Raw genomic sequence first — 25,150 nt, forward strand, 5'->3', positions numbered from 1 at the left:
GTACAGCCACTCGTCGAGGCTGGCTGCTTCCCAAATCGGGTAGAAGTGCAGACCAATTGCGTTGGAAGACGGCACAACGGCACCGGAGATGATGTTGTTGCCGTACATCAGGGAGCCAGCAACCGGCTCGCGGATGCCGTCGATGTCGACGGGCGGGGCTGCTACGAAAGCGATGATGAAGCAGGTGGTAGCAGTCAAGAGCGTGGGGATCATCAGCACGCCGAACCAGCCTACGTAAAGGCGGTTTTCGGTACTGGTAACCCACTGGCAGAACTGCTCCCACAGGTTGGCGCTCTCGCGCTGCTGCAGGGTAGTCGTCATGATGAGTGCTTATTGATTATTCGTTGTGGTGCACTTGGCACCATGTGTGTCATGATAGCGAAACCTTGCTGATTGTAAAGCGAATTTAATATTCATCTAAGCGTCGCTTCTACCCAGGTGGCCATTCCATCTGGCGTCCGCCGAGAATATGGAAGTGCAGGTGATCTACGGTCTGACCGCCATCGCGACCGGTGTTGGCAACCACGCGATAGCCATCGCTCAGCCCAGCTTGCTCTGCAATCTGCTTAAGAGTGACTAGTAAGTGTCCGAGGAGGGCCCGATCGCCGAGTTCGGCTGCAGAAAGCCTTGGTATGGGCTTTTTGGGGATCGCGATAATGTGGACGGGCGCTTGCGGGTTGATGTCTTCAAAAGCAAGGACGAGGTCGTCCTCATATACGATGTTTGCCGGGATTTCTCGGCGAATGATTTTGCCGAAGATAGTGTCGCTCATAGAGATTGACCGAATTTCTGCTCTCATTTTAGGGGGGTGGGGTCCGACAGCCTGACTATAACGAGTGCGATCTGCGTCTTAGCCTGGATTATTCACGAAGATTTTTACGAGGCCTCAAACCTTTGCTCTGACTAGGCTCCAATCCAGGTGAATAGAAACGCACTGTCATTGAGCGAAAAAGTCTGCAAGTCTTTCACGGCAAAAGCTTTAGGGTCTCCGCATAAGAGTTCATGAATAATCCAGGTTAGAAAATGCAATGGCGTCGCACGTTTATGCGACTGACGAACTCGAACAAAAGTACTAATCTCAACCTACGGGTTGAGGAAGGAGTATGCTGGCTCGGGTTTGGAGTGCGACACTTGTTGGGATTGATGCCATCAAGGTTGGGGTTGAGGTAGATATATCTGGCGGCTTGCCGGGCATTGTTGTCGTCGGTTTGCCCGATGCGGCGGTACAGGAGTCGCGCGAGCGGGTGAAGGCCGCGCTCAAAAATGCCGAGCTTGCCTTCCCCATGCGCAAGATCGTTGTCAATCTGGCACCAGCAGATTTACGGAAGGAAGGACCGAGCTTCGATCTACCGATAGCCGTTGGGATTCTGGCAGCGTCAGAGCAAGCCAGCGCGCAGTTGCTGCGGGACTATCTTTTCTTAGGGGAAGTGTCGCTAGACGGCAGCCTGCGACCGGTTGCAGGTGTGTTGCCGATCGCCGCTGCCGCTGCACGTCTGGGAATTGCTGGGGTGGTGGTGCCAGCGGACAATGCCCGCGAAGCAGCTGTAGTGGAGGGATTGACCGTTTATGGCTGCAAGCATCTTGGTGAGGTTGCCGGATTGTTAAGCCATCCGCAGCAAGCTACTCCCGTTCGATCGGATGCCCGCGAGCAATCGATCCAATCTCCAGTTGCCGCGCCAGACCTCAAGGACGTGAAGGGACAGAGCCATGCGCGACGCGCACTAGAGATTGCAGCCGCCGGCGGCCACAATCTGGTCTTTGTCGGACCTCCGGGAAGTGGCAAAACGATGCTGGCCCGTCGCCTTCCGGGGATTTTACCGCCGCTGTCCTTTAGCGAGGCCTTAGAGGTGTCCCAAATCCATTCGGTGGCTGGATTGCTCAAGGAGCGCGGTTCGTTATTACACGAACGTCCGTTTCGCAGCCCGCATCATTCCGCATCAGGACCTGCTTTGGTCGGCGGCGGCAGCTTCCCGCGACCGGGAGAGATTTCCCTGGCACATCGCGGCGTGCTGTTTTTAGACGAGCTGACGGAGTTCAAGCGCAACGTGTTGGAGTACTTGCGCCAGCCCCTGGAGGACGGCTGCATATCCATTTCGCGAGCGCGTCAGTCGGTAGGATTTCCAGCGCGGTTTACGCTGATTGCAAGCACGAATCCTTGTCCGTGCGGGTACTACGGCGACCCAATCCAGTCTTGCTCTTGCTCGCGAGCGCAGCGCGAGCGCTATTGGGCGCGTCTCTCCGGTCCGCTCATGGACCGCATCGACCTACAGGTTGCGGTCAATCGGCTCAAGCCCGAGGAGATGACTCGCCAGGCACGGGGCGAGTCATCGGCGAGCGTTCGCGATCGCGTGAAGGCTGCTCGCGAACGGGCGTTCCATCGCTTCCAAGCTACCGGACTGAGTTGCAATGCCGAGTTGCAGAACCAGCAGCTGCAACGTGTCTGCACCTTGGACGATGCCAGCCGCGGGTTGCTGGAAGGGGCGATTAGACGTTTAGGATTGTCAAATCGCGCGATGGACCGGATATTGAAGGTGGCGCGCACGATCGCGGATCTAGCCGGTACAGATCGGCTGCAAGCCACGCATGTAGCCGAAGCTATCCAATACCGCACGCTCGACCGCATGCAGCAATGATGCCAATGTAAGCGCAACGTGTCTGCCAGGCGGCCGCTATGGCAGGAAATCGATTCAGTATCAGTATCAACTGCAGCGTGCACTCGAACTGGCTTGCTTCTCTTACATGGGCCGCTTGCTTGCGCTAGTTATATCCCACGCAACGACATTTAAGGGACGACATTTCAGGTTAAGAGTGTTGAGTGTCAGGTCGCTCGGCACCAGAGGATTGCGTATCGGCAACAACTGCGGTGGTGTAGGCGGCTTTAGCTGCCGCTTGCTCGGCCGCCTTTTTTGAAGGTCCCGTCCCTATACCGAGGCAGTTGCCGCGAAACCAAACCTCGGCAGTAAAACGACTGGATGGATCCGTTGCGACCTTGGCTGCACGCACGCGATATTCCGGCAAGCTTTTGTGCTGCGCCTGAGTCCATTCTTGGAGGGCGTCTTTGTAGTTGTAGAGTGCTGGGTCGCGGCGGATGTCGTCTGCCCGGGGCACCAATAATGGGTCGAGCCAGGGACGGACCAGATCGAACGAGTGCGTACTGGCATAAAGCGCGCCCAGTACGGCCTCAAAGGCATCGGCCAGACGCGATCGTCGACCTGCAGGGTCTCCTGCCGCGCCGGTTGACATGAGCAAATAGCGCTCTAGTCCCAATCCATCTGCGAGTTCGGCGAGGACGCGATCGCTGACCAAAATCGAGCGCAATGCCGCAAACTCGCCGACCGTGCCGTCGGGGTACATCTCTTGGAGCAACTCCGATGCAGCCAAACGCAGCACAGAATCGCCGAGAAACTCCAGCTGTTGGTAGTTGACGCACGACGCGCTCGGGTGAGTTAGGGCACGGTCGAGTAATTCCCAGGCAATTGGGGCATCAGCCGGCAGTCCGAGCTTGAGAGTCAGACACTGTAAGTGTTGGAGGCGGGGTTGCGGTACGGTCATGGATTCGCAGTTGCGTGCAGTTGCGATTTTCGAGAGTGGGGCTCTCGGTGTGCCCGAATCCCAGCAGTGCGGCATCGCCGCTTAGAAATTGCTCGGCAGTCGCAGCAAGTATCAGCGTAAAGGCAAAAAAAATAGCCTTGGGTGCGATTGCAGGTCCATTCGCTCAACACTCGTTCATGCGTTGGGTTATCGCTACTTAGGCACGGATATCATACCCAGCTGCTATTCCTAACGAAGAAGCGTGCGAACGAACCCAGCTTCCGACGGAACTTGCTCGAGGCGTGCGATGAAGGAACGTTTGATTTTGAGGACATCTGCAGGCGAAAGGTTGAAGATGTCCCTAATTAGTTACTTTAGGGGAAGGATAAAAAGTCGATCTGTTCGACGCTGGTTTAATAAAGATTTCGAGCCGGCTCGAACGAAGACCTATCGTTTAAGCCATTCTCTGCCTGCAGTAACAAAAACAGAATTATAGCAAGCTGCACCAAGCTGTAGGCAGAGGCTGAAATGCCTGATTTGTAATAGTCTTCAGCTTAGGTCCGTACTTTGGAAAGTCCCTCACCCTCTATTCTTTACCCTGAACCATTCTTGCTAGATCGAGTGGCGACCAATTTCAGTGTGGAGCTGTTCGACCTGAACATCAATGCCATGCTGTCCGTGCTCATATGTCAGCATGCTGGTGATGCTGACAGCAACAACAGGCAGCAGCAAGAAAGTATTGAGGATAGTTGCGCGAAGCAAGAGCAAAGCGCGCGAAAGGAGCAAACGAACTACACCCGAGATCGATGGGGATCCAGTGGGCTGCTGGAGCGGCGAAATGTAATACACATAGTGCAAGCTAAACATGCACTTACAATTGCCCTAGACAGCATTGAAATCCCCAAAAAGTAACGGCACGTTTGGGTGCTAGAGCACGCCGCCCTCGCTCGCGATCGCTCGCGATCGCTTTCGTAGAGGGCGAGCAAATGCCTCTGCGGGTGGAACTTCGCAGTTTCGACGGGACCGCACGAGCGCATGGAAACCAGGCTTTGAAGGGTGCGGATGTACCCGGGAGCGATCGTTTACAAGGTTCGTGCACGACATCCATTGCCGCTTGCTGAGTTTGCCAGGAAATGCCAATGCGATCGCCTCGCAACGAATGCAGAGGGCTACATACTGTCGGCGATCGCCGCGAAAGGGGCACAATCTTGAGGTAGGAATTCGGTCGGTTTGTGCCGTGAGCGACCCGTTATTTGTCCCGTATCTTCCCCTTTCCGCGATTGCCCTGACGCCGTCCGCAGCTCGCACGCTCCAGCCGCTGGTGGCGGCCGGCGCGACGCTGTGGGTGCCGCCCGCGCTGATGCCGCTGCCAGATGCTCGACCCTATGAAGAACCGTTTGGGGCGTGGCTTGCCGCCCAGTGGCTGCAGCAGCGAGCTTTTGTCTTCGCGATGGCTACCGGTGCAGTCGTGCGAGCGATCGCGCCGCTGTTGAGCAACAAGTCCAGCGACCCGCCTGTGGTAGTGGTCGATCGCGCCGGCCAGTTCGCGTTGGGACTCTGCGGCAGCCATGCCGGTGGCGGCAATCGTCTGACGCGCTTGGTCGCCAACTATCTTGGCGCAGTGCCGGTTTTAACTGATGCGGCAGCTGATGCAGACCTGCCGAGCGTCGACGTGTTGGGCGTGCCTTTTGGCTGGCACCGAGGGAACGGCAACTGGACGGCCGTAAGTGCCGCTGGTGCGCGGTCGGAGCCGATCCGGGTGTGGCAGTCTGCCGGGTCGCATCTCTGGCGCGAGCAGTTGCCTGACGACCATCCTTTTGTTTTTGCAACGGACGCCGCAACTGCACCACTCGCTCCGGAGGCGGCCGGCAAGCCCATAGCAGAGCTGTGGATCGATGCGGTCGAGCGGGAATTTCCCCCCGAAACAGCAGCCGTGCAGTGGCACCCGCGGGTGCTCTGGATCGGCATCGGTTGCGAGCGGGGGACGCCACAAGCACTTTTGGAATCGGCGCTCGCGCGCGTGCTGGCAGAACGGGGTCTGACTGCCGAGGCAATTGCAGGCGTTGCCACGCTGGACCTCAAAGCCGACGAGCCGGGCCTGCGGTCGTTCTGCCGCGATCGCGACCTGCCGCTACAGGTGTTCGCACCGGAGGTGCTGCAGGCGGTGCCCGTGCCCAATCCGTCAGAGGTGGTCGCCGAAGCCGTTGGCACGCCGAGCGTTGCCGAGGCAGCCGCGCTGCAAGCCGCGGGCGATGGGGCAGAGTTGCTGGTGCCAAAGCAAATCGAACGTGGGGAAGGCGGAGCAGCCACGATCGCGATTGCGCAGGCAGTTTACGAGTTCACTGGACGAAGCGGGCGGCTGTACCTAGTCGGGATCGGTCCTGGCGCGACCGCGCAGGTCACCCCAGCAGCACGGGCAGCGCTGCAGCAGGCCGACGTTCTTGTTGGGTACGCGCGCTATCTGGACTGCGTTGCACCGTTGCGACGGCCGGGGCAGATTGTCGAACCCTATCCGATCGGGGCGGAGTTGGAACGGGCCCGTCGGGCGATCGCACTGGCCGAATGGGGGCTAACGGTTGCCGTCGTTTCATCAGGGGATGCAGGCATCTACGGTATCGGTGGCGTGGTTATGGAAGAGCTGCGCCAGTTGGGATGGGACGGACGCGAGCCGGCAGTCGAGATTTTTCCCGGCATCACCGCGCTGCAGTCGGCTGCCGCGCGCGTTGGTACGCCCTTGATGCACGATTTCTGTGCTATCAGCCTCAGTGATTTACTTACCCCTTGGAGCGCGATCGCCGCCCGTCTGGAAGCTGCCGCCAGTGCCGATTTTGTGACGGCTCTCTACAACCCGCAGTCGCGCGATCGCAAGCGCCCTTTTGCAGCAGCTTGCGAGATCTTTATGCGCTACCGCGATCCAGAAACACCCGTGGCAATCGTGCGCAATGCTCTGCGCAAGGACGAGCGCGTCTACCGCACGCAGCTCGATCGCCTAGAAGATGCGCCGGTGGATATGGTTTGCACGGTTATCATCGGCAACCGCAGCACGCAGTTTTATGGCGACTGGATGCTGACGCCGCGCGGCTACCTCGGGTTCGGGGCAGATGAAAATACGCCTGCAGACGATTAACACCGATGCCGCGCGAACGGCATGCTTCAGGACCTTATCATCAAGATCGTCAAGGCCCGCAAAGGGCATCGCCGAGGCGATCGCGGCAGAAGGCTTGTTCTTGGGCGTTGAGGTCGGTCCACTCGACGTCGCGGCGGAGAACGATACCGTTGTGACCGGCTAGGAAGCGCGGGAGTTGCCCGTAGGCAATTGTCTCCAAGGTGCGAATATCGTAGGTGGTGTAGGTCGTCAGTTCTGGTTTCTCGAAGTTAACGTCGAGAACCGTTAGGGCTTTCCAGGGCGGGAGGTTGCTATCGATCAGCGGGCGCGGACCCGAGCCGAGAATGCCCATGTGCAGCAGCTGTAAGTCGCCGCGATGGCCGGGATAGTAGGCGTGGTGGTGGCCGCTAATATAGGTGTGGACGTTATATCGCTCTAGCATCGCGCGCAGTTCGTCGGCGTTTGCCATCACTTCCGCCGGTTCGTTACGCCCGACTGCCACGGCGTAAAGCGGCAAGTGCCCGAGCAGGACCCGCAGCTTGGCATTTTGGGCTTCGGGACTGGCGAGCGCCAGCTCTACCCAAGCCAACTTCTCGTCAGGAATGCGATGCGAGGAGCCGTCCCACGCCAAGAAGAAAACATCGCCGGATTTGAAAGTGTAATAGAACGGAAACTCAAAGCGATCGATGAAGTCAATGCCGGGGTCGTGCTCTGGTTCGAGCCAGTATTCCGAAGCCAGGTCGCGTTCGCGTTGGAACAGAAAGGAACCGCCGACGCCAAGGGCACTGGAGGCATCGTGATTGCCGATGGTGAAACCGTAGGGCAACCCCGCGTTCCGCAGCGGCGCCGCAACGTGCTCGTCGAATCCCTGCCACATGGCGCGGATTTGTTCATCGGAAAGCGTGGGGTTTTGCCCTGCCACCATATCGCCGCTGCAGACGACGATATCCGGGTTCCAGAACTGAATTAGCGCCATGCCTTTGTCGACTTCCGGATCGTAGTCCGTTGAGCCATAAATGCCGTTGAGGTCGCTGACGACGACCATGCGTACGTCGCCGCGCGGCGGATCGAACACCTTACCTGCACCGCCCGCGTTTGCCAAAATCGCTTGCGTTGCCTCAGGGAGCAGTCTTGGTGCGGGTGCGGACAGTTGCGGTTCCGAGGCGTCGGGTTCGGGTGCGATCGCCTCTACTGGCGGTGACGCATGCGGGGCAGTTGTCTCGGGTTGTTGGGGCGAGCGGCACCCCCACGCCACAACCAGGACCAAACATATTCCGATTGCGAGTCTCCGTCCAAAACGCTTCCAGTTCATAGACCAACACTTGCAAGTTGCTATCGAGCCCATTCCTATCGAGCCCATTCATTGTCAATCACGCTGCAGTCATTTGACCTGCAGCGCTTCCCCTGGAAAAAAGCAGGCAACCGTCCCAATAGTCTGGGGATAGTCTGGTGCGACCTCAGTGTTGAAGAGCGAACAGAGATTTAGAGTTTGTTGAGGATCTTGGCAACAATTTGCATGCCTGAGACTGCCTGCCAACCGAAGATACCGAGCATCGCTAGGTTTAGAGCAATGTGGGTGTTGCGGGCCCATTCATGTCCTTGCTGCATGAGCGGCGTCAGGGCTGCGGCAATTGTCAGCATGCCTACCATACCCAAACCGGCAAGCAGATGCGGACCGAGGAATAAGCGGCCGTTGTTGATATACGTCACCGCCATCCCGCCGAGACACCCTAGCGTAACTAACGCTAGCAGCGCCGATCCGATCTGGTGATGCTTGTCGCGCGACTTCCGCTCGATCAGCAATTGCTTGCGGAGAGCCTTGTCATCCGTCGTCCGTCCCCGCCGCGCCTGCCAGCCGAGATAGAGCGCGTAACCAGCTCCTGCTAGCAGCACCCACATAAAAATTGGGTGGAATGCCTGCGACCAAACCTTTACCGAATCGGGAATTTCGATGCCCATGACTGCCAGTCCTTGCAAAACTCGCTCTCAAAACCGGACTCTTCAAGCGCGCGCAATTCGCGCTCGGAAATCCTTTGGCTTATTTTAAGCTTTGTAACAAGCATTGCATAGGCGTTTGCTGGATGTGACTAAGAGAAGTTTGGGATAGGTCAGGATCTCCTGCAAAGTCCGGGCTCGGTCCCTCAATCCAGCTAGGTGTGGTGATGTGCTTCCCCATCGGCTGGCTGCCTGACCCAGTTGCAATCGCTGATGACCGATCGCATCATCACTGGCGTCTCTTCTCAAACCTTGCCACACTTGTTCTGTCAGCGGAGCCACCGTCCCGCTTTTTGTCTCAGGATTCCATCCGCTCGTTCCAAACGCTGCGGGTTCTCATTCCCGACTAGGTGCTGCTGAACTGGCCTCAACACTCGCCCGTACCGACCCCACTCATCGGTACATCAGCAGACACAATCGGTCTCACCCCTGTTCGGCACCAGCTCTGCCGGCAACGGCTCGTTGTGCTTGCCGACCGGCCCATCTAACATCAGCCCGCGTTCTTGGGCAAAAGTGACTCCAACCCAGCGGTCGCCACAATCAATGTCTTGAAGGCTGTAATGATTCTGCATTTTTTGATCGAGGACCAAATTTTTTCGGCACCCACAGGTTCGCACGCTACGTTCCAAATTAGCTGGTGATGTATGAGTGCGCTTTATTGCCTCAAGCGGGCTGGCTGAAGTGGCTGATGCCCTGCAAATGCTGACCTCAGCGTGAGTTTGCAGGATGTGTTCTCCTGCTGCGGCATTACTTGGTATCGGAAGTAGAGGGTGCCGAATGTGTCGACAAAAGCAGGTTTGCATCAATGGCATTTGAAGCGACGGCTATCTTAGCTGATGCCACCTTGTTTGTGAGTCTTGAGACGATCGCTGAGGAGGCAGTGGATTGAAACGAGTCTTGACCGACGCCGAAATTTCCTCTGACAGATCCAACTCTGCTTTGGTTAACAACCCGCAAACCTTTTACGAGTGTGATAGCCAAGATTATTGTTCGAGGTATGTATAATTACGCAATCCACGTTCGTACGTACGGAGCAGGCGCTGGGCGTCGGGTAGTGCGATTTGCTGGCTCGCGATCGCGCACTCGGTTCGCCGGCGCAACGCCTCGACTAAGTCTTCGGCATCGTAATGAACGCGCGCGAGTATCTCGGTCGCCGTATCGCCGCGGATTAGGTGCTCGATTTGATAGCCGTCTGGGCGGACACGTACGTGGGCAACGTTCGCATCGCCGAACAAATTGTGCGCGCTCCCTAAAATCTCTTGATATGCGCCGACTAGAAACACGCCCAGGTAGTAGGGCTCGCCCGCAACCGGCGGGTGTAGCTCGAGAAAGGGTTTGCTATGGCCGCTTGTGCTCGGAAAGCGATCCAGCCGTCCGTCGCTGTCGCAGGTCAGATCCGCGAGGGTGGCGCGCTCGGACGGTTCGGTATCGAGGCGGTGAATTGGCAGTATCGGGAATAGTTGCTGTAGCGCCCAGCTATCGGGCAACGAGCGAAATACCGATAGATTGACGTAATACGTTGCTGCCAAAGTCGCTTCCAAATGGCTGAGGTCGTCGGGCACGCTCGGTAGGGTGCGCAGGCAATCGCGGATCTGGCGGCAGCACGCCCAATACAAACGCTCGACCCGGGCGCGATCGCGCAAGCTCAGGTACCCGAAGTCGAACAAGCTCGCAGCTTCGTCCTTAAATTGGACGGCGTCGTGATAGGACTCCTGCAGGTTGTCCGGCGCGATCGCGGCATAGGTGTCGCGCAGCTCTCGTACGAGTGCGTGTTCGGACTCTGCAGGGGAACTGTCCGAAGAGCTACTGTCCGAGCGCGACAATGCGATCTCTGCACTGGGTTGCAACTCGGGTGGGGTGTTGATGCCGAGCACGTTCGCAATCAATACTGCGTGATGCGCGGCGATCGCCCGACCGCTTTCGCTGATCAGGGTTGGCAAGGCAACCCCTGCGCGATCGCAGGCTTCTTTCACTTCTGCTGCGATGTCGTTGGCGTAGTTTTGCAGGCTGTAATTCTTTGAGGCATCGCTGTGAGTTTTGGAGCCGTCATAGTCCACAGCCAAACCGCCGCCCACGTCCAAGTAATGTAAATTTGCCCCGAGCTGCACCAGTGCTACATAAAGCTGGGCGGCTTCGCGGATTGCGGCTTTGATCGTCCCGATCGCGGCAATTTGCGAGCCGATGTGGAAGTGCAAGAGCTGCAGGCACTGTAACTGTCCGCTCGCGCGTAACTGCTCTACGGCTGCTAACAGTTGCGGCGCGCTCAGCCCGAACTTGGCGCGATCGCCTGTCGAAGCGCTCCAGCGTCCGCTGCCTGCTGCGCTCAGCTTGGCCCGCACGCCCAGTAGGGGCTCCAGATTGAACTCGTGACTTAACTCGAGTGCGATCGCGAGTTCCTCCAACTGCTCGACCACCACCACCGGCGTTTGCCCCAACCGCGATGCCAGCAACGCCATCGCAATGTAATCGCGGTCTTTGTAACCGTTGCATATCAAGAGCCCATCTGTGCCAGAGGGATCCCCATGTGCTTCCAGCACTGCCAGCGCCAGCGCCAGCTCGGGCTTCGAGCCCGCTTCTAACCCCAAGCAATAGGGCCGGCCAGCTGCCACGATCGCCTCAACTAAGTGGCGTTGCTGGTTGCACTTGAGCGGATACACGCCCCGATAGCTGCCGTCATAGCCATAGCGCGCGATCGCGCGTTCGAAGCAGGAGTAAAGCTGCCCGATTCGATCGGCCAGAATATCCGGGAAGCGGAGTAATAGGGGTAACTCAACGTCTCGCTGGCGCAGAGATGTCACCAAATCGTATAAATCCAGCGAGGCACCGCCCCCGCCTTGAGGCGACACTAGCACGTGCCCGCCAGCATCTGCTGAAAAATATGGCGCGCCCCAAGCAGGCAACCCGTAAAGCTCCTCGCTATCGGCTGACGTCCACGCGACGCGCTTGCGATCGGCTGGAAGCGCTGGCACTGAAGTTCCTCCTAATAAATGCAACTGGTCGAGATCGATGCCGAGACAGTCGACCGACTATTCCAAACTCCTCGCCAGCCCTGCAGCCATACGGACGTACTCCCCCTAGCTGCAAGCACAGAGGGTGCGCGTGGAAACACTGTCGACTGGGGATGCGGCAATCAGCAAACAGAGTTCTCCATCGCCGCTTGACAATGGCTGCTGTCTAGCCGATGTTACCGAATGCATTGCCAGCCCCTTGAAACAACAGCCACGACAAAAAGAAGTTGGTCACGAAGATTGCCAGCAGCGACGTCACCACCGCGGTGGTCGTTGACTGCCCGACTCCCTTGGCTCCTCCGGTAGTTGTCAAACCCCAACTACAACCGATTGTGGCAATGAGTGCCCCAAATACCACCGACTTGATCGCTGCACTAGCTAGGTCCCAGGAATCGAGAAATTCCCGGGCCGAATTCAGAAATACTTGTTGCGGCAAGTCGTACACGGTGGTTGCGATTAACAACCCGCCTGCCATACCTGTCAGCAATGCCAGAATTGTCAGTAGTGGCAGCATCAAGCAACAAGCGATCAAGCGCGGCAACACTAGGAAATCGATCGGATCGGTGCGCAGAATGTACAATGCGTCGATTTGCTCGGTCACTTGCATCGTCCCGATTTCCGCGGCAAAGGCCGACCCCACGCGTCCAGCCAGCACTACTGCCGTCAGCACTGGGGACAGCTCTCGTGCAATCGCGATCGCCAATACGCCGCCTACTGCCGAACTGGCACCAAAGTTGATAAACTCCCGCGCGACCTGAATCGTAAACACCATCCCGACAAATGCTGCAGTCAGCATTGTAATCCCGATCGAATCCGGGCCCACCACCGCCATCTGCTCGAGCGTGTTCCGTCGGTGAATATTTCCCGGTCGAAGGTGAAAGAGGAGCTGGCCGCCCAGAAACAGCGCTGCCAGTGCTCGCTCAGCCCAACGTCCAAATCCCGCAGCTGCTGCCATTGTCGGTCTAGCTCGCCTCGCCTGGATCGACGCGGAACCGTTCCACCGAAGCCAGCAGGTCGCCCGCCAGACTTACTAGGTTCTGAAGCGCACCAGACACCTGCTGTGACTCCTGAGATGTTCCTTGGGCAGTCATTTCAACGGACTGCATGACCTGTGCTACTGAGCGGGAGGTTTCTGTTTGCTCGACCGTGTCGGCCGTAATCGAGCGCACCAGAGTGTCGATGCGCTTGGAGACCTGAATAATGTCTTCCAGAGACTGCTTCGCCTGTTCGGCGCGATTCGTTCCTTCGATTACTTGTTGAGTGCCTTCTTCCATCGCCACCATGACCGAACTCGTCTCACTTTGAATCTGCAATACGATTTTTTCGATCTCCCGCAATGACTTTGCAGAGCGGTCTGCTAGCTGGCGCACCTCGTCTGCAATCACGGCAAATCCACGTCCCGCTTCGCCAGCGCGTGCCGCCTCAATGGATGCGTTCAATGCCAGGTTGTTGGTTCGAGAGGCAATCTGAGAAATTGCCGAGACGATCTTGGAAATCTCTTGGGATGATTCGGCAAGACGTTTTACTTTGCGTGCCGTTTGCGCCACCGTCTCGCGAATCTGCAAAATGCCAGCCACCGCACTGTCTACAGCTTCGCCCCCCCGCAGTGCCGTTTCCGATGCCTGCTGCGCCACGTCCTCTGCTTCCTGAGCGTTTTCAGCCACGCGTTGAATCGAGTCGGTCATCATCTGCACCGAATTTAACGTGACCGCTAGTTCCTCTGCCTGCCGCAGCGCGTCCTCCGATAAGCTGTGCGCGAAGGATTCGCTCTCGGCAGAACACTTGTTAACCTGCCGCGCAGCCTCTTTCACCTGCTGCACGATGGTTCTTAGGTTGCGAATCGTTAAGTTGAAGGCATCGGCAACTGCACCCAACACATCTGCACTAACTTCGGCCTGTACGGTCAAGTCGCCACGAGCTGCGCCTTCTACGTCGTCCAGCAGGCGGATCACCTGGCGCTGCAAGTCCTCTTTAGCTTGCTCTTGCTCTTGAGCTTTGCGCTGCGCTTCGTTGGTGACAGTCGCGATCGCGCGCGTCATCTGGTTGAAACCCGCCGATAGCTGCCCGAGCTCGTCGCCTGAGTAAACAGTTGCTTTCGCGTTTAAATTCCCTTGCTGTACGGCATAGAATTGTGCTTGCAAGTCAGCAGTCGCACGCTTGGTGTGGCGCGCAACTGCGCCGCCAATAAGCCAGACCGTCCCGAAGCTAGTAATACCCGCGATCGCGCCCATGGCTGCCGAGATCTTGAAACGAGCCGGGGGGGACGAACTGCCCCCGCCCGAAATTGGCAGTAACGTTCCGGCCAGGAGCACAGCCCCGGCTGCCACGATCCCGGCCGCTCCAGCCACATACAACTGCTTGCGCCCGAGCGGTGCGTCGTGTAGGGCGGCCAGTATCCCGCGTGACCGGACTGTCGGCTCTTCAGAACCCGACAAAAATTCTGCCGATGTATCGGCTGTCCACCCCGACGTTGAAGTTGCTTTGGAAGCTGGGGGAGACGGCACTTGCGTCCCGCTCGACATGGTGCCCAAGTCGTCCACTTCGTTATCCGCTGTGGCGAAGCTGCGACTTTCGAGCTCGTTCATATCTAGCTGGGGCAACCTGAAGTCCGCTAGGTCTTGAGCTGCTGCCGATTCCGACCACGTCGTTTGCTCGACATCGACTGACTGAAATCCATTCTCGACAGCGTCATGAGTTCCAGTCAGGTTTGCGTCGGACAGCTCGACAGATGCTTCAAAAGCATCGCCAGCCCCTTCACCCGGCATCATCAGCAGCGTGGCTGCATCGCTAAGCTCGCTGTCTGCTTCCCCTTCACCATCGTCTTCGCGAGCAAAACCGGTGACTTCGCCCGTCGTATTCTCTCCCGTATCAAACGGTATCCCGGTGGGTTGGGAATCTTCTTCCGTAGGAACGACAAACCCTTGTTCGCTGGTACTGGTTTGTTGATTTGCTTCGTTGCTATCAAGGACAAACGGATCCTCGACACTCCAGTCGCTCGGCAACTTTTCGCTGGCAGCTGCCATTCCGTCCTCCGACAGAGTCGTTGCAAACGGATCGAGCGCATCTGCCGCCGGTAAAGTAACTTCGCTACCCTCGTCCCACTCTTCCAAACTGCTGAGGCTGCCGCTCAACGGCCCTGAAAATGGCTGCGATGCGAGGTCGCCTCTGTCGGGCGACGGCGGCGAGAGTTCGGTGACGTTATCCGAGTGTTGCCCTTGCTGCTCCTGCCAGCGTTGAGCGTCCTCGATACCCTTACGGGCATAACCGAGAAAGTCCTCCTCAGCCGTTACGCTCAGAACTCGCTCGTACTCGGCACGGGCGCGGTCGTATTGTTCGAAGCAGCAATAAATGTGTCCCCGCAGCAGCAGAATACTCGGGTCGGTCGGCGACTTCTGAATTAGGCGATCGGCAATATCTGCTGCCTCTTTATAGCGACCCTGAATATAGGCGCGCTCGGCGCGTTGGTATTCCTGCTCGTACTGCGTACTTAGTGCCATTTGCCTTCTCTACCGCTGTTTCCTGCTGCTACTGGGGGATTGATTCCCGTTGCCATGAGACGCAACCGCGCGACTTGCGGTTGCCAGCGCGTCTAAGCAGCCCAACGCGCCGAGCGAAGAATTGCTGCCGCATCGAGCAAGCGCAAGCAAGGCCCTGATTGGGCATCGAGGTCCCACTCGCCGCTAACGAACGATGTCATGCTATCGGGAACGGAACTCGACATGCGTAGCCGGTTGGTGTCCAACCAGTCCATGCCGATGATGTCCTCAACAGCCAGCCCAATTGTCGTCTCCTGCTCCTCAATGGCGATTACGGGAATTTCAGACCGCTCGGTCGTTAGTGCCGTTGTTTCGCCCAGGAACTGCCCGAGATCGGCAACCCAAATAACTTGCCCGCGAAGGTTCATCGTACCGAGCAGTAAATATGAAGCATTGGGAATTGCTGTAATCAGCCCGGGCGACTGAGAAACCACTTCGCGGATCCCAGTTGCCGACAGTGCAAACTCCTTACCCGAGGGAATGCAGAACCGCAAATAAAGCTCACCCTCAGGGGCAAGCCGCTGCTCGAAATCCTCAACAGCAGCGTTGCTAGGAACTAGGTTGCCGAGAAGTGGTTGGTCGGCCGTCATGGCTACTCCCTCCCGCGCAAAAGCTGTTTGACCGTGCCGATTAGTTCTGCTGGCTCGAAGGGTTTGGAAATATAGGCATCAGCACCCTGCTTGATACCCCAGTAGCGATCGAATTCTTCGCCCTTGGAAGAACACATCACAACGGGAACGCCCTGAGTCTCGGGGTCGGTTTTAATCTGACGGCAGACCTCGTACCCGTTCATCCGCGGCATAACAATATCTAAGACAACAATATCGGGGCGACTCTCCTGAATACGTTCGAGTGCTTCAACACCGTCGCTAACGCTTTCTACGGCTGTTTGCAACTCGCTGTCCTTAAGAATGTCCGAGATCATCTGCCGCTGCGTTAGGCTATCCTCTACCACCAAGACGGTGCTCATGTCTCTCTTCCCTGATAGGTTCCTACCGCTCCAAACCGGTTTAGGGCAATCAATAACTTAGAATGCCCAAACTTTAACTTAGAATGCCCAAACTTTTGCCCTTCAGTATCCCCCAAGACCCGCTGACTTGCTTGCCCGGAGTCGGGCCGATAAATCTCCTCGCCTTAGATGCTTAGCAAGCAGTGCGGCAGGTTCGCTTTCGTCAAAGGGTTGGAACAATAATTCAGTTGCTCCAGCAAGCTGTGCTCGCATGCAATCGAAATAGTTGCTGTCGATAGGTAGGATTATCGCGATCGGAGCGTGGCGATAATTCGCAGTTGCTCGCAACATCGCACAATACTCATCGCCTGCCAGCATGGGTAGCGATAGCGCGCAAAAGATAAAGTCTGGACGAAGCTCGAAAGTAAGATCCAGAACCCGGCGCATGTCGTTAACAGCCACCGTGTTGCAATCGTACTGATTCAAACTATACTCCACGCGCTGGCAGTTCGTCACGTCACTATCTATACAAATAACCTGGGGTTTGTGCGGTTCTTTTGGTGGGGTAGCGCTTGGCGTTCCATCGACACGCGATAGTTGGACCCAACCGCACTCGACGTAGGGGTAAATTGCCTTGGCCGTTGACAACAAGTCACGGTTGAGCAGGCGAGCTATGCGCCTTAGGGAGAGGTTGCCATTACAAGCACGAGCAAGGCTACGGAACGCTCGCTCGCTCAAGGCGGATTGCAAAGAGCAGCGATCGACAACAGTTGGGCGCTGCTCGGGCGACTGCACGTGCGGGTGCAATAGCTTCCATTGCTGCAATTGAAGGACGGCCAGCGGTGCAACTTCGCTAGGGGCAAGGGCAACGAGTTGAGGTTCGAGAGCTGGTCCGGACTGGAACCAGAACCGACCCTGCTGGAGGCTCATTAGATCGAATAAGGTCTCCACAACAAGGTTCTCAAGTACAAAGCGTCCTTGAGCGGGAGATAACAAGCGGTGTTCGAGCAGCTGCCACAGATAAGTATGTTCGAGGGGACGGGCGCAATCGCTAAGAGAATAACCCGCGTCGAGAGCACTAGCGGCACCTTTGTAGCGCCGCAGTGAATCGCGCAGTCGCAGAAGTGGATCGCTGTGGAGCTCGGTTGCAAAAACAATCCGACCCTGAGCGAGTTCCACCGACCAGAATCGCAAGGATAAGCACTCGCTACCCGATGTGGGGGCTTCTACAAACAACACGCCCGTTCGCTGACCCAATTCAAGGAATTGCAGTATGCTACGGATGTCGATCTCGTCAAGCGTACCTTGCAGCATGGCTTTGAGAAGCTTTGGTTGCATCAATCACGAGCCTGGCAATAATCAAGTGAGCGATTGGGGCGCAACGGACAAGTTCGGCATCGACCTCAAGACGCAGCGGGGATTAAGAGTGTGCTGTACATCGTGGAAGTCAAGCGACAGACTAAGACATTTATGGGTACTCCCAGGACGATGTTGAAGTTGCTGGGATGCCAGCGCAGCGACCAAGGTTGGAGTGCCGTTCAAGGTGACGAGACGCTGACACTTGAAGACGCAAGCATGAACTTCAATGAGGGTTCGCTGCTGTTAGTTGACCTCTCAAGCACCCGTCAATTGCAAGGGCGTCCCGAGTTGGCTGGTGCAAAGCTAGTGGGACTGTTGCAGAATCTCTCACGACTGGTGGAAAAGTCAAGAGGTCAGGAAGAGGAAATCGAACAGTGGAAGCAGTCTCTGACTTACCAAGCTCAGGAGCTTAATCGCCGCGAAATGGAGATGGAAAGTGCGGAGATGGAGTTGGAGGCGGCTCGCGATCGGATCGAGTCAATGGAAAAGGATCTTAGCCGCATAGAGCAAGAGCGTGCCGATCTCGAACGTTTGCGCGCCGATCTCGGTAGCCGCCCGGAGTTTCAAAGCGGTGCGTTGCTGGATGAGTCGCAGATGATGCAACTGCGCGGTGTTGTCGAGCAACTCTCAGCAATTGGTGGAGCGGTGCTCGAGCCAGCCCGGGAGGCCATTTCGATGGTCGAGCAGCAACAGCAGCAACTTGCCCAGCGCTCCGAGCAGCTCGACCGCGAACGTTTGGAAGCCCAGCATAAGACCAACGAAACCGAGCATCAGCTAAGACGATTGGGCGCTTTGCAACAGGAGCTGGGCGACCTACAAACAACTCTTGATGAAGTTCGTACGCAGTCGCGAGCTCAGGACCGGGTGCTGGAGAGCAAACAAGAAACTCTCAAGTTACTGGCTCGCCAACTCCAAGCTCAGAGTGAGTTGCGAGACTCTCTGGCCTATTTAGCAACGACATCGAATTTGGTCAAACTCACCCAAGCGCTAGATCTCGATGCGCTCGAGCAAATGCCTGTTGAGGATTTGCAGGGTACGGTCGATTCGCTTCAGCGCGACCTCGAAAAGGCTATTCCCTTCGTGAACGACCAAGAAGAAGAATTACGCTTTCAGTGCGGGCGCATTGAGGAACTACAGGAGCAACTACGGCAAGCTGGCGAGGTCGAGCGCTCGAGCGTCCAGCTGGAGCTGGAGGAGGAAATGGATCGCTATCGTTTTTTAGAAGAAACGCTTGTCGGTCAACGCCGAACGCTAAAGATCCGGGAGAATATCCTGGAACAACATCAGCACGTCTTAATGCGCCGACAGGGTTATTCTGTAGAGTCCGACGCGATCGAGCGCATCGATCTCGGTCCTGTCTTGCACCAACTTGAGGAGCGCCGCGCGCACCTTGAGGAAGAGCTACAACGCATCGACGGCACGATCGAGCAGCTGCGTTCGGGGGCGGGGCAATTACAGGAGCAGGTACGATTCTACGAGAGCCAGTGCGCTTCCAAACGTAAGGAAGTGCAAGTGGCCGAAGCAGTACTTCAGCAATTGCAGGCAGCGGCTGCCAGAGTGTGGGGCCAAGTTAATGCCAGCGAAGCGATGCTGCAGCAGCAACGAGATGCACTCCAGGCTACCCGCGAACGGCTCGAAGCAGTGGTGCTAGAGGTAGGTGGCAATCACTATCGAGAGGTGTTGGGCGAGGTGCAACGTGCACTGGGGTTGTTGGCACCCTCGGAGGTTAGCGCAAGCTGATCTAGAGCCACAGCGATCTCGTTGAAATAGAGTTGCTAAAATCGACTCGCTGCTGCTGCCGAAACTGCTTATGGACGCACCCTACCGCGGGTTTGTCGTGTCTCATACTCACTGGGACCGGGCTTGGTATTTGCCCTTCCAATCATTCCGTTTTCGGCTCGTTCGGGCGATAGACAGCTTGCTAGTGCTGCTGGATCGCGATCGGGGCTTTCGTGCGTTTGCCCTCGACGGTCAAACAGTCTTGCTAGAGGATTATCTGGAAATCCGCCCCGAGCGAGCGTCACACCTGCAGGAATATGTTAAATCCGGCCGCTTGTCGGTAGGACCGTGGTACACGATGCCCGACTTATTTCTAGCGAGCGGGGAAGCGATCGTACGCAACCTACAAATCGGGCAGCGATTGGCAGAGCAATTTGGCGGCAGCTTGGCGATCGGCTACGCCCCCGATCCATTCGGCCATTTCGCACAGATACCCCAGATTCTACGTGGGTTCGGCATCGACACCTACATTTTCATGCGCGGGCTGGATGCTGCGACAAAAAAGACGCACGGTGCCGTGTTCGACTGGGCGGCACCGGATGGCTCGACAGTGACGGCGGTTTACCAACGCGAAGGCTATTTCCCGATGGGTGCTTTGGGACATCCAAGTGTCTTCGGGCGCTTTGAAGGTCACAAGCCAGACATGGCACTGGCTGAGGAGAGAGTGAGAGGCGCGATCGCAACCATGGCACCGCTCCAGAGAGAATCGGCACTGTTGTTGAGCAATGGCTTCGATCACATGCCACCGCAGCCGGAGCTGCCGCACTTGCTGGCTCGATTAAATGCCGACCTCGACGAGATCGAATTGGAGCACGCGACCCTGTCGGAGTTTACGGACGCGCTGCAGCAGGAGCGAGGCGAACGCCAGGTTTACCGCGGCGATTTACTCGGTAACGCCGATCAGCCGATATTGTCGAGCGTGTATTCGACACGCATGTACCTCAAGCAGCAGAACCACCGCAGCCAACAATTGCTCGTGCAATATGTCGAACCTTTCAGTGTTTGGATGCAAGCAATGGGTTTGGGAGCCGACATCCGGCCGTTTTGGGAGCGAGCCTGGAAACTGTTGCTGCAGAACCATCCCCACGACGATATTTGCGGCTGTAGCGTCGATGCCGTCCACGACGATGCCGAGTACCGCACGCGCCAAATCGAGCAAATCGCCGATGCAATTCTCGTCGAGCACCTCGAACGTTTGCAGCAGTTCGGGTTTGCAGCTCCAGCCCAGACTGCCAGCCGCGGTTCTGACGTGTGGGTGTTCAATCCCCACCCGCATCAGCAGCGTTACCGAGTCATCACGAATGTTTTGTTCCCAAATCCAGATGGCGAATGGGGCGAACCGCCGCCCGAGCGCCAGCTAATCGGTTGCGACGGCGACGGTCGAACGCTGAACGTCGCAGTTCTCAATAGCGAGGCACCGGTGGTGCGATCGCGCTACCTGGAGACGACGTGGGGGCGCCGCTATGACGCGACCTTTGTTGTAAACGTCCCGCCCCTGGGCTATCAGCTCGTGCGCCTCAACGAACTTGACGCGCCGATCGCACCAGCAGTCGAGCCGCCGTCGCCAGTGCTAGAAAACGCGAGTTATCGCGTCGAGGTTGTCGGCGATCGCGTCGAGCTGACCGAGAAGGAAACCGGCACGTTTTTTCCCAACGTCTTGCAGTTTGAGTATCAGCTAGATCGCGGCGATACCTACTCGTTCGGTCCGGCCCCCGAGTGCGGGCCCTGGTGGGCAACGCTAATGGGTGCAAGCTGGCACCCGCAGCGCTGCGACCTACTGCAGCTAAGATATGCGCTTGACGTGCCTCTCTCGGCTGATGCCGATACAACAACAAATTTAGAACTGAACGTCTGGCTGGAGCTTGACGAGACCCGATCGCTCGCCGTCACGGTTATGTATGAAAATTGTGCTCGCGACGGTCGCCTACGCGCCGTGTTTCCGGTTGGATTTGCCACTGACACCTCGCTAGCAGACGGTCATTTTCGCCTCGCCGAGCGTTGCAAACCACCGCAACGTACCCCCGAATCGGACCCCGAGTGCTACGGAACCTATCCAGGTGAGTTGGACTATCCCACCCACCACCAGGGCGACTTCGTCCTCGTTGAAGGTGCAACACATCGTGTCTGGATCGCCAACCGCGGCCTGCCGGAGTACGAGTTGCTAGACCCTGAAGGCGATACTCGCGTTGCCGTTACGCTCCATCGCGCAGTTGGCTATTTATCCGTGGGCGGCGGACGCATTCGTCCGTGCCAGGCCGGTCCATCCGTCCCGACACCCGGCGCGCAGTGCTTGCGATCGCTCCGAGCCGAACTAGCGTTTGGTGTCGGCACGATTGCCCGCGAAATTGCGATTCGTTGCGCTCGTGCATTTGCCCATCCGGCTTGGGTGAGGGAGATGCCGTATCTACCCTACGTTAAGGGCGATGCCGAAACGCGGCTGCCGCGTTCGGGAACGCTACTGCGCTCAGAAAACCCTTGGATTCTGCTGTCGGCGCTCAAGCCAACCGAGCACGACCAAATCTGCGTCTTGCGCGTTTGCAACCTCAGCGACCGCCTGCAAACAGCACGGCTGCAACTCGGGTTCCCGGCGGCCGCCTACTGCCGAACCACTCTATATGAGACGTGGGACGAAAGCAGTGCCCAGTTGTTGTCCGAAAACCGGATCGAACTCGTACTCGAACCTTACCAAATCGCTTCTTTGGCGATCGCGTTGGGGAACTAGCTCCTAGAAAAAAGTTGGTGGTGGGTGCAACTGCTCGGGCACTCCACATCCCGACATCAACAGCCTGCGATTAATCTTCGTGGTCCTCGAAGGGATCGTCGAGTTCCAACGACGGCGGACCGAACGATAAATATACCGAGTACCCAGCAACGCCTAAAACCAGCGTACCGATACCGATGATAAGAACTGTTGCGGGTTCCATGGCGAAGTCCGTGCATACGATGCGTACTCCTTTACAATATTACACAAACTTTACGAAGTGTCCTCGCGACTCCAACGCAGAACGGGAATCATCATGGCACAGCGCACGCGACTCGGAAACTTGCTCAAACCCCTGAATTCGGAGTACGGAAAAGTAGCCCCAGGTTGGGGGACTACCCCGCTCATGGCGGTTTTCATTGGATTGTTCTTCGTCTTTCTGCTAATCATCCTGCAGATCTATAACAACTCCTTGATCCTCGATACCTTTGATGTCGATTGGCGCAGCTTGGGCTAAGTCCGTTCGCTGCCTCTCGACTGTTCCGGCCCGGCACGCCCGGGCTTTTTCAATATTTTCCCAGCGTCTCAATGGTCTTGCGCTGACGTCGTGCCGAGGTGTGTGACCGGCTTCGTCCGATCGTTTTGCCGGGAGGCAATCGGCACTAGCTCAGTCGCAACCAGGTACATACGTGTTGCTTAGGGCTTCAGCGAATGCATGGCGCGAGTGGGTTTTCATAGGCAGGAGCTTTTTGCGTTGGGGGCTTAACTCCCAACTGCTGCAACCGCCTTATCCGCCTCCGTATACACTGGGTGGCGAGCTAAATAGGAGCTGCATATGAATGTATTCGGCATCGGTCTGCCGGAAATGGTTCTGATTCTGGCAATCGCGCTGCTAGTGTTCGGTCCAAAAAAACTACCGGAGATTGGGCGCAGCCTTGGCAAGGCTATCCGCGGCTTCCAGGATGCTTCAAAGGAATTCGAGAACGAGTTCAAGCGCGAGAGCCAAGAACTCGAGGAGGCGGTCAAAATGAGCGCACGTCTGGAAGCAAGTGAAGCGACATCAGTTTCACCCGAACCCAATACGCCTGAGACGTCGGTCGAGCGTTCCGGTACCGAAAATGAGGTGAGCTAAGCATGCCGCCGCGGCAGCACCCTCAGTCAAGGTTTAAGACGCACGATCTATGAATGGAGATCCTTCAGGGTAGTTGCGAGCTAGCTGAATGCTCCGAAACGTTCGGGCTACACTGACTTTAGAGATTGCGTGCGTTGGCGTTGGCAAGGGTAGCTAGTTAGCGCGCGGACAGCAGATGCGGAGGTAGGCATGAGCGAGCAGCAGAGTCCCTTCGAGCAGCTTGGGGTTACCGAGGACGCATCCTTTGAGGAAATCCAGGATGCAAAGCGCCGTCTCAATCAAGAGCACAGCGGCGATAGCAAAGTTATCGAAACTGTTGAGGCGGCCTATGACGCCATTATTATGGAACGCCTGCGCTTGCGTCAGGAAGGCAAGATCAAAGTACCCGAGCGCATCCGCTTCCCCGAACGTACAGTCGAGCCGCCTCCGACGTCTCCCCTCGAACACAGCAATAGCTCCCCGCCATGGCTGCAAGGTTTGCTAGATACACCGTCACGTGCGGACTTACTGCTGTCCTCAGGCATTTTTATCGGTTTGGTCCTACTTACGTTACTCGTGCCTAACTCAGAGGCGCGATCGCTTTCGCTTCTGTTGCCGCTGGGATTTGGCGCATGTGGTTTCCTGCTAACGCGTAAAGAGCGACGTTTTGGGAGATCGCTACTACTATCGGGTATCGCCCTTGCCGTTGGCATTGGTTTGGGAGCCGTTTTGTCCCCAATTGCAGGTCGGGGTATGGAAGAAGCGCACTTCATCTCGCTAGTATCGTTTTTCTTTCTGTGGTTGGTTAGTAGCTTTATGCGCTAGTGGCTAGGGGTTTGAGCCTGCTGCGCTGGAGCTGCTCGCGTTCGATAGCCTCGAAGAGAGCCTGGAAATTTCCCTCGCCGAAGCCTCGGGCACTCGCACGGCGTTCGATGAGTTCGAAAAAAAACGTCGACTGCCCGAACACCGGTTGCGTGAAGATCTGAAACAGTAAGGGTGCTTCGTGCCCGACCCCGACATTGAGGTCGGCGTCGATGCTGCGGTCTACAAGGATGCGCGCGCGCGCGACCGCCTCGCATTCAATTGCCTGCAAAGAGTAGGGCTGCAGGCGCGTATTGAGCTCGGCATAGTAGCTTCCGGGGACGTCTAGGAACCGGACGCCCGCTCGACGTAAGTGCGTCACCACCTCGGCGATCTCGGTGGTTTCTAGCGCGACATGTTGGATGCCAGGCCCGCGGTTGGCGTCGAGAAACTCTTGGATTTGCGAGTTTGGTGACATCGGTTCGTTGACAGGCAATTGCGTGCCGCTTTCAGGATGGACCAGCACTTGTGAGGCAAGGGCGGAATGATCGGTGCCGATCGCGAACGACTGGCGGAGCTGGAATCCGAACGCAGCTTCTAGCCAACGTGCAGTTGGTGCGAGCTGCCCGGCAGCGACATTTAAGACGACGTGATCTAGCTCCCGGAACGGTCCGGTAGTCGGGCAGCTACCGGCTAAAAGATCGATGTTACTGTCGGGCAAGGCCGGGGTATTTCCCTTTCGTTCGATCGTGACGAAGTCTACAGACCCAGCACAGGCAATACGCGCCCAACGCACGCGACCGCGCTCGTCGTGTCGCTCGCGGGGGGGGTGTCGGAGGCGCGAGCCGGCCGCGAGCGCTCGCGCTAGGCAGATATCAAGGTTATCAACAACGAAGTCAATTGCGCCGACACCAGGGGGATGCTGTCGCAGGTAGGACGCAATTGTGCCGTGCCGACCGGTCGGCGCGGCAATAACGAACTGCACGGCCTCGCTGTTTACAACGACTGCGCTCGCGTTGGAGTCGAGGGATCCTTCAGCCACAACCTGCAGTCCCCAACACCCAATAAACCAGTCGCGCCAGCGATCGGCTGCATCGACGTAGAAACGTACGCGCTCGATTTTCATAGCCACAATGCATCCGGAGCTGAAAGAGCGACCCATTTGGCCCGCTATCGACCGCATACCCCTCTTCAGTCAGAATAGCGCCCCTAACACCAGCTATTCCTTAGTGGAGCCAAATGAGAGCTGCGCTTCGCACGCAAAACTGAAGGTC

General features: G+C 57.2%; 20 protein-coding genes and 1 pseudogene. 8 read left to right on the forward strand and 13 right to left on the reverse strand.

Annotated elements, in window-relative coordinates; all coding sequences use genetic code 11:
- Together KR51_RS11010 and KR51_RS11015 are read right to left on the reverse strand one after the other, a co-directional pair.
- Positions 1-321, reverse strand: a pseudogene (locus KR51_RS11010) (photosystem II q(b) protein); the annotation flags it as partial.
- 109 nt (positions 322-430) lie between these two features.
- Complete coding sequence (locus KR51_RS11015) at positions 431-772, reverse strand: histidine triad nucleotide-binding protein (RefSeq protein ID WP_022607717.1); 342 nt, start codon at positions 770-772, stop codon at positions 431-433.
- Between the two features lie 331 nt (positions 773-1,103).
- Here KR51_RS11015 and KR51_RS11020 point away from each other — a divergent pair, with 331 nt between their 5' ends.
- A complete protein-coding gene (locus tag KR51_RS11020) occupies positions 1,104-2,633 on the forward strand; it encodes a YifB family Mg chelatase-like AAA ATPase (protein WP_022607719.1) in 1,530 nt (509 codons plus the stop codon).
- Positions 2,634-2,802: 169 nt separating this feature from the next.
- On the opposite strand, the gene rnc is transcribed toward KR51_RS11020, so the two are convergent.
- Positions 2,803-3,552 (reverse strand): ribonuclease III, encoded by a 750-nt coding sequence (gene rnc / locus KR51_RS11025; RefSeq protein ID WP_022607721.1) that lies wholly within the window; start codon positions 3,550-3,552, stop codon positions 2,803-2,805.
- Between the two features lie 600 nt (positions 3,553-4,152).
- On the opposite strand from rnc, the gene KR51_RS19745 reads away from it, so the two are divergent.
- Positions 4,153-4,443, forward strand: a complete 291-nt coding sequence (locus KR51_RS19745; protein ID WP_156915090.1) for a hypothetical protein — start codon at positions 4,153-4,155, stop codon at positions 4,441-4,443.
- Positions 4,444-4,768: 325 nt separating this feature from the next.
- On the forward strand, positions 4,769-6,658 hold the full coding sequence (gene cobJ / locus KR51_RS11035; RefSeq protein ID WP_051358169.1) for a precorrin-3B C(17)-methyltransferase: 1,890 nt from the start codon (positions 4,769-4,771) through the stop codon (positions 6,656-6,658).
- A 49-nt stretch (positions 6,659-6,707) separates the two neighbouring features.
- Here the strand turns inward: cobJ and KR51_RS11040 are convergent, their stop codons facing one another.
- The 8 genes from KR51_RS11040 to KR51_RS11080 all read right to left on the reverse strand — a co-directional run bounded on the left by KR51_RS11040 (position 6,708) and on the right by KR51_RS11080 (position 17,463).
- Complete coding sequence (locus KR51_RS11040) at positions 6,708-7,949, reverse strand: metallophosphoesterase family protein (RefSeq protein ID WP_022607724.1); 1,242 nt, start codon at positions 7,947-7,949, stop codon at positions 6,708-6,710.
- 170 nt (positions 7,950-8,119) lie between these two features.
- The gene (locus KR51_RS11045) at positions 8,120-8,596 is read right to left on the reverse strand and encodes a DUF4079 domain-containing protein (protein ID WP_022607725.1); all 477 of its coding nucleotides are present in this window, start codon (positions 8,594-8,596) and stop codon (positions 8,120-8,122) included.
- A gap of 1,019 nt (positions 8,597-9,615) precedes the next feature.
- Positions 9,616-11,601, reverse strand: a complete 1,986-nt coding sequence (speA, locus tag KR51_RS11055; protein ID WP_022607726.1) for a biosynthetic arginine decarboxylase — start codon at positions 11,599-11,601, stop codon at positions 9,616-9,618.
- A gap of 205 nt (positions 11,602-11,806) precedes the next feature.
- Complete coding sequence (locus KR51_RS11060) at positions 11,807-12,595, reverse strand: MlaE family lipid ABC transporter permease subunit (protein ID WP_022607727.1); 789 nt, start codon at positions 12,593-12,595, stop codon at positions 11,807-11,809.
- Between the two features lie 7 nt (positions 12,596-12,602).
- The gene (locus KR51_RS11065; protein ID WP_022607728.1) at positions 12,603-15,137 is read right to left on the reverse strand and encodes a methyl-accepting chemotaxis protein; all 2,535 of its coding nucleotides are present in this window, start codon (positions 15,135-15,137) and stop codon (positions 12,603-12,605) included.
- 92 nt (positions 15,138-15,229) lie between these two features.
- Positions 15,230-15,766: a CheW domain-containing protein gene (locus tag KR51_RS11070; protein WP_022607729.1), complete on the reverse strand. Its 537-nt coding sequence runs from the start codon at positions 15,764-15,766 to the stop codon at positions 15,230-15,232.
- A 2-nt stretch (positions 15,767-15,768) separates the two neighbouring features.
- A complete protein-coding gene (locus KR51_RS11075; protein WP_022607730.1) occupies positions 15,769-16,146 on the reverse strand; it encodes a response regulator in 378 nt (125 codons plus the stop codon).
- Between the two features lie 102 nt (positions 16,147-16,248).
- Positions 16,249-17,463, reverse strand: coding sequence for a response regulator (locus KR51_RS11080; RefSeq protein WP_051358172.1), 1,215 nt, complete (start codon positions 17,461-17,463; stop codon positions 16,249-16,251).
- 90 nt (positions 17,464-17,553) lie between these two features.
- Here KR51_RS11080 and hmpF point away from each other — a divergent pair, with 90 nt between their 5' ends.
- Together hmpF and KR51_RS11090 are read left to right on the forward strand one after the other, a co-directional pair.
- Positions 17,554-19,224 (forward strand): pilus motility taxis protein HmpF, encoded by a 1,671-nt coding sequence (gene hmpF, locus KR51_RS11085; protein WP_022607733.1) that lies wholly within the window; start codon positions 17,554-17,556, stop codon positions 19,222-19,224.
- A gap of 70 nt (positions 19,225-19,294) precedes the next feature.
- Positions 19,295-21,985: an alpha-mannosidase gene (locus KR51_RS11090; RefSeq protein ID WP_022607736.1), complete on the forward strand. Its 2,691-nt coding sequence runs from the start codon at positions 19,295-19,297 to the stop codon at positions 21,983-21,985.
- Between the two features lie 70 nt (positions 21,986-22,055).
- Here the strand turns inward: KR51_RS11090 and psbN are convergent, their stop codons facing one another.
- Positions 22,056-22,187 (reverse strand): photosystem II reaction center protein PsbN, encoded by a 132-nt coding sequence (psbN, locus tag KR51_RS11095; RefSeq protein WP_022607738.1) that lies wholly within the window; start codon positions 22,185-22,187, stop codon positions 22,056-22,058.
- 93 nt (positions 22,188-22,280) lie between these two features.
- On the opposite strand from psbN, the gene psbH reads away from it, so the two are divergent.
- From psbH to KR51_RS11110, 3 genes are all read left to right on the forward strand, one after another.
- Positions 22,281-22,481 carry a photosystem II reaction center phosphoprotein PsbH gene (psbH, locus tag KR51_RS11100; RefSeq protein WP_022607740.1) on the forward strand — a complete coding sequence of 67 codons (201 nt, stop codon included), beginning with the start codon at positions 22,281-22,283 and terminating at the stop codon, positions 22,479-22,481.
- Positions 22,482-22,799: 318 nt separating this feature from the next.
- Positions 22,800-23,096: a TatA/E family twin arginine-targeting protein translocase gene (locus KR51_RS11105; protein ID WP_022607742.1), complete on the forward strand. Its 297-nt coding sequence runs from the start codon at positions 22,800-22,802 to the stop codon at positions 23,094-23,096.
- Positions 23,097-23,285: 189 nt separating this feature from the next.
- The gene (locus KR51_RS11110; RefSeq protein WP_022607745.1) at positions 23,286-23,900 is read left to right on the forward strand and encodes a CPP1-like family protein; all 615 of its coding nucleotides are present in this window, start codon (positions 23,286-23,288) and stop codon (positions 23,898-23,900) included.
- Here the strand turns inward: KR51_RS11110 and hppD are convergent.
- Positions 23,890-25,002, reverse strand: coding sequence for a 4-hydroxyphenylpyruvate dioxygenase (gene hppD, locus KR51_RS11115; protein ID WP_022607747.1), 1,113 nt, complete (start codon positions 25,000-25,002; stop codon positions 23,890-23,892). The two genes, KR51_RS11110 and hppD, sit on opposite strands and share 11 nt — an antisense overlap.
- Positions 25,003-25,150: the final 148 nt, after the last annotated feature.

It is taken from the genome of Rubidibacter lacunae KORDI 51-2 (assembly GCF_000473895.1).
GTDB lineage: Bacteria > Cyanobacteriota > Cyanobacteriia > Cyanobacteriales > Rubidibacteraceae > Rubidibacter > Rubidibacter lacunae.

What these genes read in the sequence shown, in the direction of transcription:
- KR51_RS11075 (WP_022607730.1), bottom strand. Translation starts at nt 16,146, where the DNA reads ATGAGCACCGTCTTGGTGGTAGAGGATAGCCTAACGCAGCGGCAGATG.
- KR51_RS11090 (WP_022607736.1), top strand. Translation starts at nt 19,295, where the DNA reads ATGGACGCACCCTACCGCGGGTTTGTCGTGTCTCATACTCACTGGGAC.
- KR51_RS11045 (WP_022607725.1), bottom strand. Translation starts at nt 8,596, where the DNA reads ATGGGCATCGAAATTCCCGATTCGGTAAAGGTTTGGTCGCAGGCATTC.
- KR51_RS11070 (WP_022607729.1), bottom strand. Translation starts at nt 15,766, where the DNA reads ATGACGGCCGACCAACCACTTCTCGGCAACCTAGTTCCTAGCAACGCT.
- psbH (WP_022607740.1), top strand. Translation starts at nt 22,281, where the DNA reads ATGGCACAGCGCACGCGACTCGGAAACTTGCTCAAACCCCTGAATTCG.
- KR51_RS11060 (WP_022607727.1), bottom strand. Translation starts at nt 12,595, where the DNA reads ATGGCAGCAGCTGCGGGATTTGGACGTTGGGCTGAGCGAGCACTGGCA.
- KR51_RS11065 (WP_022607728.1), bottom strand. Translation starts at nt 15,137, where the DNA reads ATGGCACTAAGTACGCAGTACGAGCAGGAATACCAACGCGCCGAGCGC.
- KR51_RS11080 (WP_051358172.1), bottom strand. Translation starts at nt 17,463, where the DNA reads ATGCAACCAAAGCTTCTCAAAGCCATGCTGCAAGGTACGCTTGACGAG.
- KR51_RS11015 (WP_022607717.1), bottom strand. Translation starts at nt 772, where the DNA reads ATGAGCGACACTATCTTCGGCAAAATCATTCGCCGAGAAATCCCGGCA.
- KR51_RS11040 (WP_022607724.1), bottom strand. Translation starts at nt 7,949, where the DNA reads ATGAACTGGAAGCGTTTTGGACGGAGACTCGCAATCGGAATATGTTTG.
- KR51_RS11105 (WP_022607742.1), top strand. Translation starts at nt 22,800, where the DNA reads ATGAATGTATTCGGCATCGGTCTGCCGGAAATGGTTCTGATTCTGGCA.
- psbN (WP_022607738.1), bottom strand. Translation starts at nt 22,187, where the DNA reads ATGGAACCCGCAACAGTTCTTATCATCGGTATCGGTACGCTGGTTTTA.
- KR51_RS11020 (WP_022607719.1), top strand. Translation starts at nt 1,104, where the DNA reads ATGCTGGCTCGGGTTTGGAGTGCGACACTTGTTGGGATTGATGCCATC.
- KR51_RS11110 (WP_022607745.1), top strand. Translation starts at nt 23,286, where the DNA reads ATGAGCGAGCAGCAGAGTCCCTTCGAGCAGCTTGGGGTTACCGAGGAC.
- rnc (WP_022607721.1), bottom strand. Translation starts at nt 3,552, where the DNA reads ATGACCGTACCGCAACCCCGCCTCCAACACTTACAGTGTCTGACTCTC.
- hppD (WP_022607747.1), bottom strand. Translation starts at nt 25,002, where the DNA reads ATGAAAATCGAGCGCGTACGTTTCTACGTCGATGCAGCCGATCGCTGG.